The 16,546-nt window shown below is 73.5% G+C and carries 13 protein-coding genes; 2 read left to right on the plus strand and 11 right to left on the minus strand.

What is annotated here, in order from left to right; all coding sequences use genetic code 11:
• The first annotated feature begins 163 nt into the window (after nt 1-163).
• The gene (locus tag AB0K51_RS10220) at nt 164-697 is read left to right on the plus strand and encodes a superoxide dismutase family protein (RefSeq protein WP_363452628.1); all 534 of its coding nucleotides are present in this window, start codon (nt 164-166) and stop codon (nt 695-697) included.
• Between the two features lie 78 nt (nt 698-775).
• Here the strand turns inward: AB0K51_RS10220 and argF are convergent, their stop codons facing one another.
• The 3 genes from argF to AB0K51_RS10235 form a co-directional block, all read right to left on the minus strand.
• Complete coding sequence (gene argF, locus AB0K51_RS10225) at nt 776-1,777, minus strand: ornithine carbamoyltransferase (RefSeq protein ID WP_363452630.1); 1,002 nt, start codon at nt 1,775-1,777, stop codon at nt 776-778.
• Nucleotides 1,778-1,951: 174 nt separating this feature from the next.
• Entirely contained in the window at nt 1,952-4,576 is a 2,625-nt protein-coding gene (locus AB0K51_RS10230; RefSeq protein ID WP_363452632.1) for a polynucleotide kinase-phosphatase, read from the minus strand.
• The gene (locus tag AB0K51_RS10235; protein ID WP_363452634.1) at nt 4,573-6,525 is read right to left on the minus strand and encodes a 3' terminal RNA ribose 2'-O-methyltransferase Hen1; all 1,953 of its coding nucleotides are present in this window, start codon (nt 6,523-6,525) and stop codon (nt 4,573-4,575) included. Before AB0K51_RS10235 ends, AB0K51_RS10230 begins: the two co-directional genes overlap by 4 nt.
• A gap of 101 nt (nt 6,526-6,626) precedes the next feature.
• On the opposite strand from AB0K51_RS10235, the gene dapD reads away from it, so the two are divergent.
• Complete coding sequence (gene dapD / locus AB0K51_RS10240) at nt 6,627-7,616, plus strand: 2,3,4,5-tetrahydropyridine-2,6-dicarboxylate N-succinyltransferase (protein WP_363452636.1); 990 nt, start codon at nt 6,627-6,629, stop codon at nt 7,614-7,616.
• Nucleotides 7,617-7,805: 189 nt separating this feature from the next.
• On the opposite strand, the gene AB0K51_RS10245 is transcribed toward dapD, so the two are convergent.
• The 8 genes from AB0K51_RS10245 to AB0K51_RS10280 all read right to left on the minus strand — a co-directional run bounded on the left by AB0K51_RS10245 (nt 7,806) and on the right by AB0K51_RS10280 (nt 16,466).
• Complete coding sequence (locus tag AB0K51_RS10245; protein WP_363452638.1) at nt 7,806-8,717, minus strand: DUF6099 family protein; 912 nt, start codon at nt 8,715-8,717, stop codon at nt 7,806-7,808.
• 254 nt (nt 8,718-8,971) lie between these two features.
• On the minus strand, nt 8,972-9,298 hold the full coding sequence (locus AB0K51_RS10250; protein ID WP_363452640.1) for a nucleotide pyrophosphohydrolase: 327 nt from the start codon (nt 9,296-9,298) through the stop codon (nt 8,972-8,974).
• Entirely contained in the window at nt 9,295-10,674 is a 1,380-nt protein-coding gene (locus AB0K51_RS10255) for an ATP-binding protein (RefSeq protein ID WP_363452642.1), read from the minus strand. The genes AB0K51_RS10250 and AB0K51_RS10255 overlap by 4 nt, the downstream gene beginning before the upstream one ends.
• Nucleotides 10,675-10,771: 97 nt before the next feature.
• Nucleotides 10,772-11,602, minus strand: a complete 831-nt coding sequence (locus AB0K51_RS10260; RefSeq protein ID WP_363452644.1) for a putative RNA methyltransferase — start codon at nt 11,600-11,602, stop codon at nt 10,772-10,774.
• Between the two features lie 154 nt (nt 11,603-11,756).
• Nucleotides 11,757-12,170, minus strand: coding sequence for a fic family toxin-antitoxin system, toxin component (locus AB0K51_RS10265; RefSeq protein ID WP_363452646.1), 414 nt, complete (start codon nt 12,168-12,170; stop codon nt 11,757-11,759).
• Nucleotides 12,167-12,403 (minus strand): toxin-antitoxin system HicB family antitoxin, encoded by a 237-nt coding sequence (locus AB0K51_RS10270; RefSeq protein ID WP_363452648.1) that lies wholly within the window; start codon nt 12,401-12,403, stop codon nt 12,167-12,169. The genes AB0K51_RS10265 and AB0K51_RS10270 overlap by 4 nt, the downstream gene beginning before the upstream one ends.
• Before the next feature lie 236 nt (nt 12,404-12,639).
• On the minus strand, nt 12,640-13,953 hold the full coding sequence (locus AB0K51_RS10275) for a class I SAM-dependent RNA methyltransferase (protein ID WP_363452682.1): 1,314 nt from the start codon (nt 13,951-13,953) through the stop codon (nt 12,640-12,642).
• Nucleotides 13,954-14,423: 470 nt separating this feature from the next.
• Nucleotides 14,424-16,466, minus strand: a complete 2,043-nt coding sequence (locus tag AB0K51_RS10280) for an APC family permease (protein ID WP_363452650.1) — start codon at nt 16,464-16,466, stop codon at nt 14,424-14,426.
• Between the last annotated feature and the right edge of the window lie 80 nt (nt 16,467-16,546).

Here is a 16,546-nt window from a genome sequence, read left to right on the forward strand (position 1 = left end):
CTCGCCGGGTCCGCGACCTGACGTTCCCGCAGCTTCCGACGTGTCGATCCGGTGTGCGCCCGGCGCTCCCGTACGGGTGACCGCGCGGCACGGCGGCGTGCGCGGGGCGGGACCGGCGGCCACCGTGGGCGGTGTTCCCTGACGGATCGTCGGAAGGCCCGCGATGCCCCCGTTCTCCGCCGCCGCACTGCTGGTGCCGCTCGCCCTGCTGCCGATCAGCCCGCCGGACACCCCCGGCCCCGCGGGGCTGACCCCCGATCAGACCGTGGACACCCGCTTCGACCGGGCGGACGGCTTCGTCCCGGCCGGCGCGATCACCTACGCGCCCGACCTGGTCCCCTACGGCGCGCCGGTCCGAGTGACCGTCACCCGGACGCCCGGCCACACCGCTGTCGCGGTGGAACTGGCCGGAGTGGCGGGCGACCACGCCTTCCCCGCGCACGTGCACACCGGGCGGTGCGAGAAGGACCCGGCGGCCTCCGGCGGGCACTACCTGCAGGCGGCCGGCTCGGACGCGGCCGACAACGAGGTGCGGATGACGGTCCGTACGGACGCGGACGGTGCGGGCTCGGCCTCGGCCACCGTCCCGTGGGAGTTCCGGCCCGGCGAGGCGCACTCGCTGGTGCTGCACGCGGGCACCCCGGCCGGACCGCACTCCCCGACCGACCGCGCCGCCTGCGTGGACGTCGACTTCTGACGTCGGCGGTCGGTCGGCCGGCCGTGGGGCGCCCCGTCCCCGGGCCGACCGTCTGATCCCAGCTGTCCGTACCCCGGCTCAGGAGCCGAGGGTGGCCACCATCACGGCCTTGATGGTGTGCAGGCGGTTCTCCGCCTGGTCGAAGACCACCGAGTGCGGCGACTCGAAGACCTCGTCGGTGCACTCCAGTTCGGCCATGCCGGTGAGCTCGTGCATCTGCCGCCCGATCTCGGTGCCGAGGTCGTGGTACGCGGGCAGGCAGTGCAGGAACTTGACCGCGGGGTTGCCGGTGGCCCGGAGGGTGTCCATCGAGATCTGGTACGGCTTCAGCAGGGCGATCCGTTCGGCCCAGACCTCCTTGGGCTCGCCCATCGACACCCAGACGTCGGTGTAGAGGAAGTCCGCGCCGGCCACGCCCTCCGCCACGTCCTCGGTCAGGGTCACCCGGGCGCCGCTGGTCTCGGCCAGCGCCTGCGCCGCCTTGCGGACCTCCTCGGACGGCCAGAGCTGCGCCGGGGCGACGATCCGGATGTCCATGCCCAGCAGCGCGCCGGTGACCAGCAGCGAGTTGCCCATGTTGGACCGGGCGTCGCCGAGGTACACCAGGGTGGTCTCGGTCAGCGGCTTGGCGGTGTGCTCACGGATCGTCAGCACGTCGGCCAGCATCTGGGTGGGGTGCCACTCGTCGGTCAGGCCGTTCCACACCGGGACGCCCGCGTGCTCGGCGAGCTCCTCGACGATGGCCTGGCCGTCGCCCCGGTACTCGATGCCGTCGAACATCCGGCCCAGCACCCGGGCGGTGTCCTTGATCGACTCCTTGTGCCCCATCTGCGACCCGGCCGGGTCCAGGTAGGTGGTGGACGCGCCCTGGTCGTGAGCGGCCACCTCGAAGGCGCACCGGGTGCGGGTGGAGGTCTTGGCGAAGATCAGCGCGATGTTCTTGCCCCGGAGCCGGGGCTGCTCGGTGCCGGCGTACTTCGCCGCCTTGAGCTGCGCGGCGAGGTCGACCAGGTGGCGGAACTCCTGGGGAGTGAAGTCGAGCTCCTTGAGGAAGTGCCTGTTCCGGAGGTTGAACGCCATACCGGTCTCCTGGGTCGGTCTACGGGCTGAGACGGGAAGTGTATACGAGTATTCGAATAACCATGCAACCAGTGGATGGCCGCCAGTTGACCGGGACCACGCCGGGGGCCGCCCATCGGACGCGCATCGGACGTACGTCCCACGCGCAGCAGGTGAGCGGCCCCCCGGGCGGGGTCAGAGCCGGGGGTCGACCGGCTCGGACTCCAGGGCGAGCACCGCGAACACCGCCTCGTGCACCCGCCACAGCGGCTCCCCGGCGGCCAGCCGGTCGAGCGCCTCCAGGCCGAGCGCGTACTCGCGAAGGGCGAGCGAGCGCTTGTGGCCGAGCGAGCGCCCACGCAGCCGGTCCAGGTGCCGGGTGTAGTCCGGGCCGTAGATGATCCGCAGGTACTCCCGGCCGCGCACCTTGAGCCCGGGCTGCACCAGCCGACCGGAGCCGTCGCGCTGCAGCGACTCGACCGGCTTGACCACCATGCCCTCGCCGCCGGCTCCGGTCAGCCCCTCCCACCAGGCGACGGCCGCCGCGACCGAGGACTCGTCCCCGGTGTCGACCAGCATCCGCCCGGTGCGGTGCAGCACCGGCCCGACCGGCTCACCGGTCCGCTCGGCCGCCTGCTCGGCGGCCGCCCGATCGGCCTCGACCAGCCGGTCGATCAGCTCGAGGTGCTCGGTGTGCGGACGCAGCGCCAGGTTGGCGTCCTCCGCGGCGAGCAGCTGGAACGGGGCCAGCCGGATGCCGTCGAGGCCCTCGGTCGGCCAGCAGTAGCGCCGGTAGGCCTCGGTGAAGGCCGCCGCGTCGGCGGACCGCTCCTGCTGGCGGACCGTCAGCTCGGCGACGTCCAGCCCCCGGTCGGCTGCCCGGGCGAGGGCGGACAGCGCGGCGGGCAGGGCGGCGCCGGCCGCCGCGCCGACCGCGGCGTACTGGCGGCGCAGCAGCTCGATCGCCTTCAGCGACCAGGGCATCAGCTCGGCGTCCAACAGCAGCCAGTCGCTGGCGAGTTCGTCGAACAGGCCGGAGCGCTCGGCGGCGGTCCGGACCCGGTCGAGGAGCGCGCCGGTCAGCTCCCGGTCGTCGAGGAAGGCGCGGCCGGTCCTGGTCCAGATCGCGCCGGCACCGGCCAGTCCGAACCGCTTCTCCAGCGCGGCGGCGTCCCGCGCGACCAGCACCACGGCTCGCGAGCCCATGTGCTTCTCCTCGCAGACCACCTGTCGAACCCCGTCGTGCCGGTAGGCGTGGAACGCCTCCTCGGGGTGCTCCAGGTAGCCCTCGCGACGGGAGGTCGGCGAGGGCGCCATGGTCGGCGGCAGGTACGCGAGCAGCCGGGGATCGAGGGCGAAGCGGCTCATCACCTCCAGCGCCGCGGCGGCGTTCTCCTCCCGGACGGCGATCCGGCCCGCCCGCGTGGTCTCCACCGTGCGGCGGCCGACCACGTCGGCCAGGTCCAGCGGACGGCCCTCGCGGGCGCCCGGCGCCTCCGTGAACATCGGCCGCACCGGCGCGTACCACTCCTGCTCGGCCGGGACGGCGACGATCTCCCGCTCCGGGTAGCGCAGTGCGGTGAGGCTGCCGCCGAAGACGCAGCCGGTGTCCAGGCAGATGGTGTTGTTGAGGAAGCTCGCCACCGGTACCGGGGTGTGGCCGTAGACCACCAGCGCGCGGCCCCGGTACTCCTCGGCCCACGGGTAGCGGACCGGCAGCCCGTACTCGTCGGTCTCCCCGGTGGTGTCGCCGTACAGCGCGTGCGAGCGCACCCGGCCGGAGGACCGGCCGTGGTACTTCTCCGGCAGACCGGCGTGGCAGACCACCAGCGCACCGCCGTCCAGCAGGTAGTGGCTGACCAGGCCGCGCATGAACTCCCGCACCTGGGCGCGGAACTCCTCCGACTCGTCGGCCAGCTGGTCGATCGACTCCTGCAGGCCGTACGCGACGGTGACCTTGCGGCCGTCCATCCAGCGACCCAGCTTGTTCTCGTGGTTGCCGGGGACGCAGATCGCGTGCCCGGCCGCGACCATGCCCATCACCAGCCGCAGCACGCCCGGGGTGTCCGGGCCGCGGTCGACCAGGTCACCGACGAAGACCGCGGTGCGGCCCTCGGGGTGCTCGGCGTCCACCGCACGGCCCTCGGCGTCCCGGTCGATCCGGTAGCCGAGCCGGCCGAGCAGGGTCTCCAGCTCGGAGCGGCAGCCGTGGATGTCGCCGACGATGTCGAACGGGCCGGTCAGGTGCCGCAGGTCGTTGTAGCGCTTCTCCGGCACGATCTCGGCGGAGTCGATCTCCGCGACCCCGCGCAGCACGTGCACCTTGCGGAAGCCCTCGCGCTCCAGCCCGCGCAGTGAGCGGCGCAGCTCGCGCTGCTGACGGGGGATCACGTGCGCGGGCAGCTGCCGGTCCGGCCGGGTGCGGTTGCGCTCGGCGCACACCTCGGCGGGTACGTCCAGCACGATGGCGATCGGCAGTACGTGGTGCTCGCGGGCGATCGCGATCAGCTGCCGCCGGGACTCCGGCTGCACGTTGGTGGCGTCGACCACGGTCAGCCGACCGGCCGCCAGCCGCTTGCCGACGATGTAGTGCAGCACGTCGAAGGCGTCGGCGGAGGCCGACTGGTCGTTCTCGTCGTCCGCCACCAGCCCCCGGCAGTAGTCGGAGGAGATCACCTGGGTGGAGAGGAAGTGCCGCCGGGCGAAGGTCGACTTGCCGGAGCCGCTGCTGCCGATCAGCACCACGAGGGAGACGTCGGTGACCGGGAGCCGGCGACCGCTCGGTGCCGTGTCGGTGGTGTCGATGGTGTCGGGGGTCATCGGTTCGCGCTCCCTTCCGAGGCGAGGTCGGCCGACGGATCGTCAGCCCGGGTGGTGCCGACGGCGATTGACCGGTCGGCTGTGGTGCTGGTGCTGGTACTGGAGACGGTGCTGGCGCTGGAGTCGGTGTCGGTGTCGGTCAGGCGGAAGTGGGCGAGCTGGGTCGGTGCGCCCACCTCGGGGTCGAGCGGGCCGACCGGGGCGAACTCGACCGCGTAGCCGAAGGTGTCGGCGACGCGCTCGGCCCAGGCGGCGAACTCGGCCCTGGTCCACTCGAAGCGGTGGTCGGCGTGCCGGTGGTGCCCGGCCGGCAGCGTCTCCCAGCGCACGTTGTACTCGGCGTTCGGGGTGGTGACCACGACCGCGGACGGCCGGGCCGAGCCGAACACCGCGTACTCCAGCGCGGGCAGCCGCGGCAGGTCCAGGTGCTCGATCACCTCGCACAGCACTGCTGCGTCGTACCCCTTCAGCCGGGCGTCGGTGTAGGTCAGCGCGCCCTGCACCAGCCGCACCCGGGACGCCAAGCGCTCCGGCAGCCGGTCCAGCCGCAGCCGCCGCTCCGCGATGGCCAGCGCCCGCGAGGACACGTCCACCCCGAGCACCTCGGTGACCCGCGGCTCCTTGAGCAAAGCGCCCACCAACTCGCCCTGCCCGCAGCCCAGATCGAGCACCCGGGCAGCACCGGTGGCGGCCAGCGCGGCAAGGATCGCCGTCCGCCGCTGAGCAGCCAGCGACTCGCTGCGCTCGGCGGCCCCGGCAGGCCCGGCGGTCCCCCCAAGCACGGCAGTCCCGGCAGTCCCGGCAGTCCCGGCAGTCCCGGCAGTCCCGGCAGTCCCGGCAGTCCCGGCAGTCCCGGCAAGCATGGCAGTCCCGGCAAGCCCGGTGGTCCCGACAGTCCTGGCAAGTCCGGTGGTCCCGGCGGTCCCGCCAAGCCCGGTGGTCCCGGCGATCGCGGCCGTGCCTGCCATCTCGGCCGCACCTGGCACCTCGGTCGTGCCTGCCACCCAGGCGGTGCGGGTGGTCTCCGCGGAGCCGGAAGGCTGCCCGACCTCGGCCGTGGCGCGTTCACCTGACGCGTCGTCGGCGACCGTGTCCGCGGTGTGCGGATCGAGGGCGGTCACCTCCTCCGGGGCGTCCGGGACGGCGTTGTCGAGTTCCTCCGCCTCGCGGTCGTCGGCCTCGGCGAGGCGGGCGAGCGCGAGCCGTTCCATCGCGAGCCGGGTGAGCGACCAGCGGCGGGAGAGGTAGCGGCGGGCGATCAGTGCGTGGTCGGGGTGGTCGGCGAGCCAGCCCTGACCGGCGGCCAGCAGCTTGTCGACCTCGTCCGGGGCGACCCAGTAGTGCTTGGCGCCGTCGAGGACCGGCAGCAGCACGTACAGGTGCTGCAGCGCGTCGGCGAGCCGTAGCGTGCCGGTCAGTTCGAGCTGGACGTACCGGGAGTCGCCCCAGGCGGGGAAGGCCTCGTCGAGCGGGACGGACGTCGCCTCGACCTGCCAGCCCAGCGGGGCGAACAACCGCTCCACCAACTCGGGACCGCCACCACCGGCCACCGGGACCGCGGGCAGCGCGATCCGCAGCGGCATCGCCCTGCCGGGCAGCTCGGGCCGCAGCGGGCAGTCGCCCTTCATCGCCGACCGGAACACCGTGCGCAGCGCCACCGCGAGCAGCGAGGAGGCGGCGTACGGCCGGTCGTTGACGTACTCGGCGAGCGCCAGGTCGGGCGAGCCGGAGCGACCCTTGCCGCGGCCTTGGCGGATCAGGGCCGCCGGGTCGACCTCGAGCAGCAGCGCGGCGGTGCACGACTGCTCCCCCGACTCGGGGTAGAAGACGTGCGCGGTGCCGTGCGCCGTGCTGAAGCGCTGCACCCGGTCGGGGTGCTTGTGCAGCAGGAAGCCCAGGTCGGAGGCAGGGTTCTCGGCTGTGCCGGTGGTGGAGATGGATACGAACACCCGGTCGAGTATGGCTGCTCGAACTGTGCGTGAGCACCAGGTTTTGTCCGTCCGGTGAGCGTGTTGGTAAGTCGCCGCCCGGATTGGTTAACGTGCCGGATGTGACAGCTGAAACCTCCACCACCGCAAGCGGCGCCGTCGCCGCCGGCCTGGCGACCATCGCGGCCGACGGCACCGTCCTCGACACCTGGTTCCCCTCCCCCGAGCTGGCGGCCGCCCCTGGCCCCTCCGGCACCGTCCGGCTGAGCGCCGAGGAGGCCGAGCTGGCGCTCGGCCCGGGCGCGGCCGAGGCGCTGCGCCCGGACGCCCGGCGCGGCGTCGAGGTGGTGGCGGTGCGCACCGTGATCTCCTCGCTGGACGAGAAGCCGCTGGACGCGCACGACGTCTACCTGCGCCTGCACCTGCTCTCCGCCCGGCTGGTCAAGCCGCACGGCCAGAACCTGGACGGCATCTTCGGCCTGCTGGCCAACGTCGCCTGGACGTCGATCGGCGCGGTGCCGGTGGGCAACGTCGAGCAGGCCCGGCTGGCGGTGCGCTCCCAGGGCGGCCAGCTCGCCGTGTACGGCATCGACAAGTTCCCGCGGATGACCGACTACGTGGCGCCCTCCGGGGTCCGGATCGCGCACGCCGACCGGGTGCGCCTGGGCGCGCACCTGGCCGAGGGCACCACGGTGATGCACGAGGGCTTCGTCAACTTCAACGCCGGCACGCTGGGCACCTCGATGGTCGAGGGCCGGATCAGCGCGGGCGTCGTGGTGGGCGACCACAGCGACATCGGCGGCGGCGCCTCGATCATGGGCACCCTCTCCGGCGGCGGCAAGCAGGTCGTCTCGGTCGGCGAGCGCTGCCTGCTCGGCGCCAACGCGGGCATCGGCATCTCGCTGGGCAACGACTGCGTGGTCGAGGCCGGCCTGTACGTCACCGCCGGCACCCGGGTGACCGCCCCGGACGGCACCGTCGCCAAGGCGGTCGAGCTCTCCGGCCAGGACAACCTGCTGTTCCGCCGCAACTCGCAGTCCGGCGCGGTCGAGGTGATCGCCCGCACCGGCTCGTGGGGCGGTCTGAACGCGGATCTGCACGCGCACAACTGATCTCCTTTCAGGACACGTGCCGTCAGGTCGTCCGCGCTCCGTTCGGCGCCCTAGCCGAGCGGAGCGCGGGTCGCAAACCGGGCTCACCCCTGGGGCTGACCTGCGGCGGGGGTTGGACCTCATCGGGTGGTCCGGGGTGACCGCGTGCGGCGGGCGCTCGTTGGACCGGCGGCGCCGACATCCGTCGCCTCATACCGCACCACCGAGCTGAAGGGGCCCCCTCATGTCCGAGCCCTGGACCGAGCCGCCCACCCCGGGCGCACCCGCGGGCGGCGCGCCCGCCACTCCGAAGTCGCTGCTGGAGCAGATGCAGGAGTTGCTCGCCTCGATCAACACCGACCTGGCCGGACTCGACTCCGACCTGCGCACCTCCGCCGCCCGCGACGAGCAGGACACCCCGGCGGACAGCCCGACCCGGGGCTGAGCGCACGCCGCCGGGACCGGCGGGCCCAGCGGGACGACGAGCCTCGGCTCCGCCCGCCGGGCCGCTCCCGGCGCGGGATCCGCCTCCCGCTGCCACGCGGGCAGCCCGTCCCCGGTGACCCGCCCCGCCCGCGGCTCGCCGTTGCCGTCCGACTCGCCCGCCGATTCGCCCTCCGCCTCGCCCGCTGCCTCGCCCGCTGCCGGTGCCCGGCTCGACTGCCGCTCCTGCCGCAGCAGTTCGACCACCAGGTCGCGGCACTCGGCACCGGAGTCCAGGCCGTCGATGCAGCTCCAGTAGAGGCTCTCGGTCTCCGCCCCGCAGGCCAGCACCACCAGGCTCTCGCTCATCTCGTCGAGCAGCGCGGAGAGTTCCACCAGCACGGGCTCCAACTCGCCCAGCTCGTGAAGCCGTTCCACCCGGGCGGGCCTGGACCACTCGGCCAGCGCGCCGTCCGCGTCCACGTCCGGCGGCTGGTGCAGACAGCCGGCCGTGTGCGCGCCCGCGTCGCACAGCAACTGCCCGAGGGTGGCGAACCGTTCACCCTCCCGGTCGGCGATCCGGGCGCCGACCGCCTCGGTGAGCAGCCCGGCCTGCCACGCCTCGTGCAGGATGTCCGGCACCTCGCGGGCCGCGGCCAGGGCGTGCCGGGCGGTCTTGATCAGTCGCAGCGCCTCCATGCGGGGCTCCCCTCGCTCACCGGCCGCCGCCGTTCGGCAGCCGTTCACGGGGCACAGCGTGCCGCCCGGCACCAGGGCGGGCCCAGCGAGTTCGCCGCGGCTGTGGACAACCCGGGCCTGTGGACAACCGAGGTCCCCCGCAGGAGGGAAGAACGGCTGATTCCTCCGGCAGCCGGGAATTCGGTGCCGGGTGGTCAGAGGGCGGGTGGTCAGAGGGCGGGTGGTCAGGCGGCGGGTGGTGAGGGGGCAGGTGGTCAGGGGGCGGGGAACCGCGTCTCGTTGCGGTCGATCTTCTCCGCCAGCGCGGCCAGTGGGTCCACCCCGAGCACGGTGCAGAACTGCAGCAGGTAGGCCAGCACGTCGGCGACCTCGTCGCGGACGCGGTGCGCGCTCTCCGGTTCGGCCATCACCGCCGCGGCCTGATCGGGCGTCAACCACTGGAAGATCTCGAGCAGTTCCCCGGCCTCGACGGACAGCGCCGAGGCCAGGTTCTTCGGGGTGTGGTACTCCTCCCAGTTCCGGGCCGCGGCGAAGTCGGCCAGCCGCCGCTGGAGTTCGGGCACGCTCAGGTGGTCGCTCATTCCCCCAGGTCTACCACCGCACCACCGGCCGCCGGGGCGCCCTCCGACGCGGCGTGGTCCGCACCAGGGGGCGGCGCGCCCTGCGCGGGCACCCGGGCGGTGTGGTCGGTGCGGCGCAGCAGGCTGTGGCCGGTGGCCGGGTCGCGCCGGCACTCGATCAGGTCGAGGCCGTCCAGGCCGACGGCGGGCCCCGGGTCCTGCAGCGCGGCGACCAGTCGGACGTCCTCCTTGGCGGCGACCTCGTGGGCCAGCCGCAGCAGCGCGGTGATCTGCTCGTGCGCCAGGCCCGCCCCGAGGTCCTCCGCGAGCAGCACCAACTGCCGGTGGGCGTCCGGCACTTCGTCGGCCGGGTCGACGTCGATGACGCCCGCGCCGGTGAGCAGGACGGCGGCGAAGGCGAGCAGTCGCAGCATGCCGTCGGAGGCCTGGTCGGCGCCGGTGCGGCCGAGCACGCCCTCGTCGAAGACGGCGAGCAGCCGCTGCTGGCCGGCCTCGCCGCGGCGGGCCACGTCCAGACCGAGCAGCGGGTGCGGGGCGGCGGCCTGGACGGCGCGCAGCAGTCGGGCCCAGCGGCGGTTGCACTCGTACTTGAGCCGGCCGAGCACGGCGGAGATGTTGGCGGCGGTGCCGAGCAGCCTGGCCTGCGGGTCGGGGCGTGCCCAGCCGCGCATCGCGGCGGGCACGGGGTGCAGCGGGAAGACCTCGCGCAGCGCGGTCAGCAGGTGCTCGGCGGCGGTCAGCACCTTCCGCTCGCCGTTGGAGGAACCGGCCACCCGCAGCGGCAGTTGGGAGGTGATCAGGGCGGAGCTGGGCAGCGGGGCACGGATGTCGCCCTGCCGGGAGTCGTTGTGCCAGGTGACGTTGACCCGGCCGCGGCCGACGTCCTGCTCACCGGTCTCCATCAGGGTCTGGCCGTCCAGGGTGAGCCACTCGCGGGCGATCCGGACCCGTTCGTCGGTGCGCACCACCACCTCCAGCCGGATCGGCCCGGCGGTGGAGCGGACGGTGCAGCCGAGGATGATCGCGTTGCGGCCGTGCGGCACGCAGCCGGCCAGGCCGCCGCGCACGGGGACGGCGAGCGGCCCGCTGAGCCCGCCGATGCCGTCCAGCGACGGCCGGATCTCCTCGCCGAGCGCGAGCCGGGACAGCACGCTCAGCGCGTCCAGCGCATTCGACTTGCCCGCCCCGGAGGGCCCGTGCAGCACGGTCAGCGGCGACAGCGGGAGCGTGGCGCGGCGGTACGACTTGAAGGAGGTGAGCCGCAGTTCCTCGACGGTCGGGCGCTGGACCCGGCTGGCCGCGGGCTGACTCGGGCGGGCCGCGGCGGGGCCGGGCGGGCCGGGCGGGAGATGGACGGAGGGGGCTTGGCTGGTCACCCCGAGGACCCTATGCCCGCCCTGAGCAGGAGAAACGTCCCTCCTGACGGTCTTTCACCCCTTCGAGTCCCAACCGTCGGCGTGGCCGCCCGGGACGTCACTCGTACGCGGTGATCCGCACCGATCCGGTGACCTCGACCGGCTCGGGCAGCGCGTCCAGCGCGGCGGCGAGCGCGGCCGGGTCGGTGTGCCAGGCGCTCGGCCCCATCCCGACCACCGCGGCGGCGTCCGCCCGGGCCAGGCGCAGGGTGAACTCCACCTCGGTGCGCCCCACCGGCGTGAACCACGGGCCGAGCTTCTCCTCGATCCGCCGGTCCTTGTCCTCGTCCACCGACAGCAGCCCCAACGCGCCGACCAGCTCACCCAGATGACGGCTGGTCGGGGCGGCCACCAGCAGCCGGCCACCGGGGCGCAGGACACGGCGCATCTCCGGTCCGTTGCGCGGGGCGAAGACGTTCAGCAGCACGTCCGCGGCGGCGTCGCGCAGCGGCAGCGGACGCCAGGCGTCGCAGACCACCGCGCCGATCGCCGGGTGCGCCTTGGCGGCGCGCCGCAGCGCGTACTTGGACAGGTCGAGTGCGGCCCCCGCCGAACCGGGCCGGGCGTCCAGCACCTCGGCGAGATAGTGGCCGGTGCCCGCACCGAGGTCCGCGACCAGGCCGGTCTCCGCTGCGATGCCCGCCGCGGCCACGCGCAGCGCCTCGGTGAGCGGACGGTAGTGGCCGGCCGCCAGGAACGAGCTGCGGGCGGCGACCATCTCCGCGGTGTCGGCGGTGCCCGCCTTGGCGTCCCCGGCCAGCAGGCTGACGTACCCCTGCCGGGCCTGGTCGAAGCTGTGCCCCGACGGGCAGCGCAGCGTACGGCCGTCCAGCGTGAGCGGCCGGGCGCAGTGCGGGCAGACCAGGTAGGGCTCGATGTCCTGCAGCAAGAGTGCGGTTCCTCGCGGGTCGTCAGGGGCCGGGGGAACTGCGAGGGTATCCCGCGCGCGGACGCCTCGTCGCTCTCGCTGCCCCTGACACGGGGCGACGGCTCACCGACCGCCTGCCGGTCGACGGCGCACCCACCGCCACCGGGCCGACCGCTCAGTCGTCGCCGTCGTCGCCGACCTCTTCCTCCTCCGACTCGTCGATCACCCACATCGCCAGCCGCTCCGCCACCCCGGTGATGCCGAGCTTGCCCTCCCGGATCGCCCGGGCCAGGCTGCGCACCTCGCGCGCCGTGGTCGCCACCCGGCAGCCGCTCGCGACCAGGTACGCGTACGCGACGGCGGTGGCGAACAGCTCGTTGTTGCGCTCCAGCGCGGGCACCCGGATCAGCTGGTGCATCAGCGCCGCCGCCCGGTCCTGCGGCTCGGGGTAGACCGCGATGTCGAACACCTCGGCCTGGTGCCTGGTGATCGCGGCGAGCAGCGATCCGTAGTCGGTGACCTGGGGATCACCGGGCGTGTACTGCTCCGCGGTCATGAGCAGCCACGAGAGGTCGACCTCCAGTTTCAACGGCGCACGTCCTGCAGTTCACTCGGCGACCCGAACTCGGCGAGGAACGACGCCTCGTGCTCCTTCATGAACTGGGCCGCGGCGTCGACGAAGTTCCGTCCGGCTTCGCCCATGTCGTGCTGTACCAGGCGCTCGATGTACTGGTTCATGCTGATCCCCTGCTGCTCGGCCCGCTCACGGGCCATCTCGGCGGTGGTCGCGTCCACCCTGACGTTCAGCTGCTTCTTGGCCATGAATTCAAGCTAGCGCTGCATTGCTAGCACAACAAGGGCGCACGCACGTCGTCCCCCCGCTCCCCACCATGTCCGCGCGCGCCCCGGCGAAAACCAGCCAATCAGCCGGTTTCGCCAAATCGCCTCCCCGGAACGCCGGTTGCCGCGCCTCCCCGGCACCGGAGCGCACCGGGTCCCGGAATGCCGGACGGGCGCGGGGGTCACCCCGCGCCCGTCGGCTGGCAGATCGTCGGAGGCTACTCGGCGGCCGGCTCCAGGATGGCGACGCACTCGAAGTGGTGGGTCATCGGGAAGAGGTCGAAGGCGCGCAGCGAGGTCGGGCGGTAGCCGCCCTCGCGGAAGAAGGCGAGGTCGCGGGCGAGGGCCGCGGGGTCGCAGGCGACGTAGGCGATGCGGCGGGCCTCGAGGGTGCAGAGGTGGGCGACGGTCTCGCGGCCGGCTCCGGAACGCGGGGGGTCGAGGACGATCAGGTCGGTGCTGGTGATGCCGGTGCGGGGCAGCAGGGTCTCGACCTTGTCGCACTCGATCCGGACGTTCTCCAGCGCGGCGAGGTTGTGCCGGGCGTCGGCCACGGCCTGCTTGCCGGACTCGATGCCGAGCACCGCGCCGTCCTCGCCGACCCGCTCGGCCAGCGCCCCGGCGAACAGGCCGACGCCGCAGTACAGGTCGAGCGCCATCTCGCCCCACTGCGGGTCGAGCCCGGTGAGCACCGCGTCGACCAGGGTGTCGGGCGCCTCCGGGTGGATCTGCCAGAAGCCGCCGTTGGAGACCCGCCAGGTGCGGCCGGCCGCCCGCTCGCGGACGAAGGTGCGGCCGTGCACCCGGTGGAACAGGTCCTGCTCGTCGATCCGGGCGATCGAGGTCTCGCGGTCCAGTTCGACCAGCGGCAGCTGCTCGCCCGGCCGCGGCCGCAGGATCACCTGCCGGTCCGAGGAACCGGTGGCGGCGATCGCCTCGACGGCGGCCAGGCCGGTCCAGTCGCGGGCCTCGACGCCGAGCTCGGTGACCCCGGGTGCGGCGATCAGGCAGCGGTCGATCGGCTGGACGTCGTGCGAGCGGTGCTTGCGCAGGCCGATCTCGCCGTCCTCGTCGACCGCGTACTGCACCCGGGTGCGCCAGGCCGGCACCTCGCCGGCCGCCAGCTTGCCGCCGACCGGCTCCACCGAGCCGTCCCAGCCCGCCTCCGCCGGGGTGAGCCCGGCCAGCTTGGCGAGCTGCTCGGTGAGCACCGAGCCCTTGAGCTTGCGCTGCCCGCCCGGGGTGACGTGCTGCCAGTCGCAGCCGCCGCACATGCCCGGACCGGCGAACGGGCACGGCGCCTCGATCCGCTCCTTGGCGGCCTCCAGCACCTCCACCGCGTCCGCGCGCAGGAACCGCGAGGTGGTGGTGCCCTCGGTCACCAGCGCCACCACCCGCTCGCCGGGCAGCGCGTGCCGGACGAACAGCACCCGCCCCTCGTGCCGCGCCACGCAGTGCCCGCCGTGCGCGACCGGCCCGACCTCGACCTCGTACCGCTCCCCCACCAGCGGGTCCCCGGACGGGGCGCGCAGCACCGGCTGCGCCGCCCGCACGGCCTTCGGCGGCCGCACCGTCCCGGGCTTGCGCCCCTGCTTCACAGCACCCCGGCCGGCGCCGGTGCCCTTACCCGCACCGGCACCCTTACCCGCAGCGGCACCCGCGCCCTTCCCGCCGGCCGCGCCGCCCTTCGCGGCAGCGCCACCGGCACCGGCAGCGCCACCGGCGCCCGCAGCACCGCCGGCACCCCTGGCACCCGCACCGCCCTTCGCCGATGACGAGGCGTCACCCGGCACCGGCGGCAGGCTGCGGGCGGTGTTCCCCTCCCGGTCGGTGGCCTCGGGGCGGGCCGGCCGGGAGCTCCAGCGCGGGTGCGCCACCTGCCCCGGCTTGGCGCCGGACGCGCGGCCGGGGCGTCCCGACCGACCGGAGGAACGGGGCGGGTTGTTGCGGGTCACGGCGTCGTTTCCTTACAGGGGCTGGACGGGATGCGGAACGGGTCGGGTCAGCCGCGCGGTGCGGCGTCGCTCTCCCGGCCCTCGTCGGCGGCGGGCACCGCCTGGCGCGGCTCGCCGCGGCGCACCGCGCCGGGCGCGGACCACGCCTTGGGCGACTTGCGCCGCTCCGAGGACTCCAGCTGCCAGGGTACGGAAGTCACCATCACGCCGGGCTTGAACAGCAGGCGGCCCTTGAGCCGGAGTGCGCTCTGGTTGTGCAGCAGGTGCTCGTACCAGTGGCCCACCACGTACTCGGGGATGTACACCGCGACGACGTCGCGCGGGCTGGAGCGGCGGAGGTTCTTCACGTACTCCAGCACCGGCCCGGTGACCTCGCGGTACGGCGAGTCGAGGACCTTCAGCGGGACGTCGATGCCGCGCGCGTCCCAGTCCTGGCGGAGCGCCGCGGTGTCGACCGGGTCGACGTTGACGGTGACCGCCTCGAGGGTGTGCGCCCGGGCGAGTCGCGCGTACGCGAGGGCCCGCAGCGCGGGCTTGTGCAGCTTGGAGACCAGCACGATGGCGTGCACCCGGGTCGGCGGGGCGACGTCGTCGGGCTCCTCGGCGGCCACCAGCTCGGTGTTGACGCTGTCGTAGTGGCGGCGGATCGCCTTCATCATCACGAACAGCACCACCATGGTGGCGATCGCGATCCAGGCGTGGCTGATCTTGGTGGCGAGCACCACGATCAGCACCGCCATGGTCATCACCAGGCCGAAGGTGTTGATCGCCCGGCTGCGCTGCATGTGGGCGCGCTTCTTCGGGTCGGTCTCGGTCTTCAGCTCGCGGGTCCAGTGCCGGATCATGCCGGACTGGCTCATGTTGAAGGAGACGAAGACGCCGACGATGTACAGCTGGATCAGCCGGTTCGGGTCGGCGCCGAACGCCACGATGAACAGGATCGCCGCGCCCGCCAGCAGGATGATGCCGTTGGAGAACGCCAGCCGGTCGCCGCGGGTGTGCAGCTGGCGGGGCAGGTAGCGGTCCTGGGCGAGGATCGAGCCGAGCACCGGGAAGCCGTTGAAGGCGGTGTTGGCGGCCAGCACCAGGATCAGGCCGGTGACGCCGGCGATGAAGTAGAAGCCCGGGGTGAAGTTGGAGAACACCGCCTCGGAGATCTGCGCGAGCGCGGTCTTCTGGTGGTAGTTCTCGGGCGCGCCGACCAGCTGCTCGACCGGGTTCTCGGCCATCTGCGTGCCCGTCAGGTGCGCCAGGTAGATGATGCCCATGAACATCACCACGGCGATCGAGGCCATCATCAGCAGCGTGGTGGCGGCGTTCTTGCTCTTCGGCTTGCGGAACGCCGGCACGCCGTTGGAGATCGCCTCCACACCGGTCAGCGCGGCACAGCCGGAGGAGAACGCCTTCAGCAGCAGGAACACCAGCGCGAACCCGGCCAGCGAGTCGTTGCCGGGCGTCGCCTCCAGGTGGAACGGCGCGCTCTCGGCCGGCATCTGCGCGCCGAACGCGAAGTGCCGCACCAGGCCGTAGCCGACCATGCCGATCACGCCGAACATGAACGCGTAGGTGGGGACGGCGAACGCGCTGCCGGACTCCCGGACGCCGCGCAGGTTCATGCCCATCAGCACGATGACGAGGGTCACCGACAGCCCCAGCTCGTGCCCGCGCAGCGCGGGCACCGCCGAGACCACGTTGGCCACGCCCGAGGTGGTGGACACCGCCACGGTGAGGATGTAGTCGACCATCAGCGCGCTCGCCACCACCAGGCCGGAGTTCGGCCCGTGGTTGACGGTGGCGACCTCGTAGTCGCCGCCGCCGCTGGGGTAGGCGTGGACGTTCTGCCGGTACGACGCGACCACCGCGAGCATCACGATGGCGACCACGACGCCGATCTGCCACGAGAAGTGGATCGCCGACGCGCCGGCCAGCGACAGCGTGAGCAGGATTTCCTCGGGGGCGTAGGCGACCGAGGACAGGGCGTCGGAGGCGAACACCGGCAGCGCGATCCGCTTGGGCAGCAAGGTCTCCCCGAGCTTGTCGCTGCGGAGGGCACGCCCGATCAGGATGCGTTTCGGTAGGTCAGCAGGCATAGGCACAGCAAGGAATCGTAAGGGCTCCCGGTGCCGCCGCATGCCCCCGGTGCCACCTTGCTCGCGACTGTGTTCGGCGG

This window comes from Kitasatospora sp. NPDC049285, from assembly GCF_040678815.1.
Lineage (GTDB): Bacteria > Actinomycetota > Actinomycetes > Streptomycetales > Streptomycetaceae > Kitasatospora.

Excerpts from the sequence above, each read along its gene's own strand:
- AB0K51_RS10220 (WP_363452628.1), top strand. The coding sequence starts at position 164 with ATGCCCCCGTTCTCCGCCGCCGCACTGCTGGTGCCGCTCGCCCTGCTG.
- argF (WP_363452630.1), bottom strand. The coding sequence starts at position 1,777 with ATGGCGTTCAACCTCCGGAACAGGCACTTCCTCAAGGAGCTCGACTTC.
- AB0K51_RS10230 (WP_363452632.1), bottom strand. The coding sequence starts at position 4,576 with ATGACCCCCGACACCATCGACACCACCGACACGGCACCGAGCGGTCGC.
- AB0K51_RS10245 (WP_363452638.1), bottom strand. The coding sequence starts at position 8,717 with ATGGAGGCGCTGCGACTGATCAAGACCGCCCGGCACGCCCTGGCCGCG.
- AB0K51_RS10250 (WP_363452640.1), bottom strand. The coding sequence starts at position 9,298 with ATGAGCGACCACCTGAGCGTGCCCGAACTCCAGCGGCGGCTGGCCGAC.
- AB0K51_RS10270 (WP_363452648.1), bottom strand. The coding sequence starts at position 12,403 with ATGGCCAAGAAGCAGCTGAACGTCAGGGTGGACGCGACCACCGCCGAG.
- AB0K51_RS10280 (WP_363452650.1), bottom strand. The coding sequence starts at position 16,466 with ATGCCTGCTGACCTACCGAAACGCATCCTGATCGGGCGTGCCCTCCGC.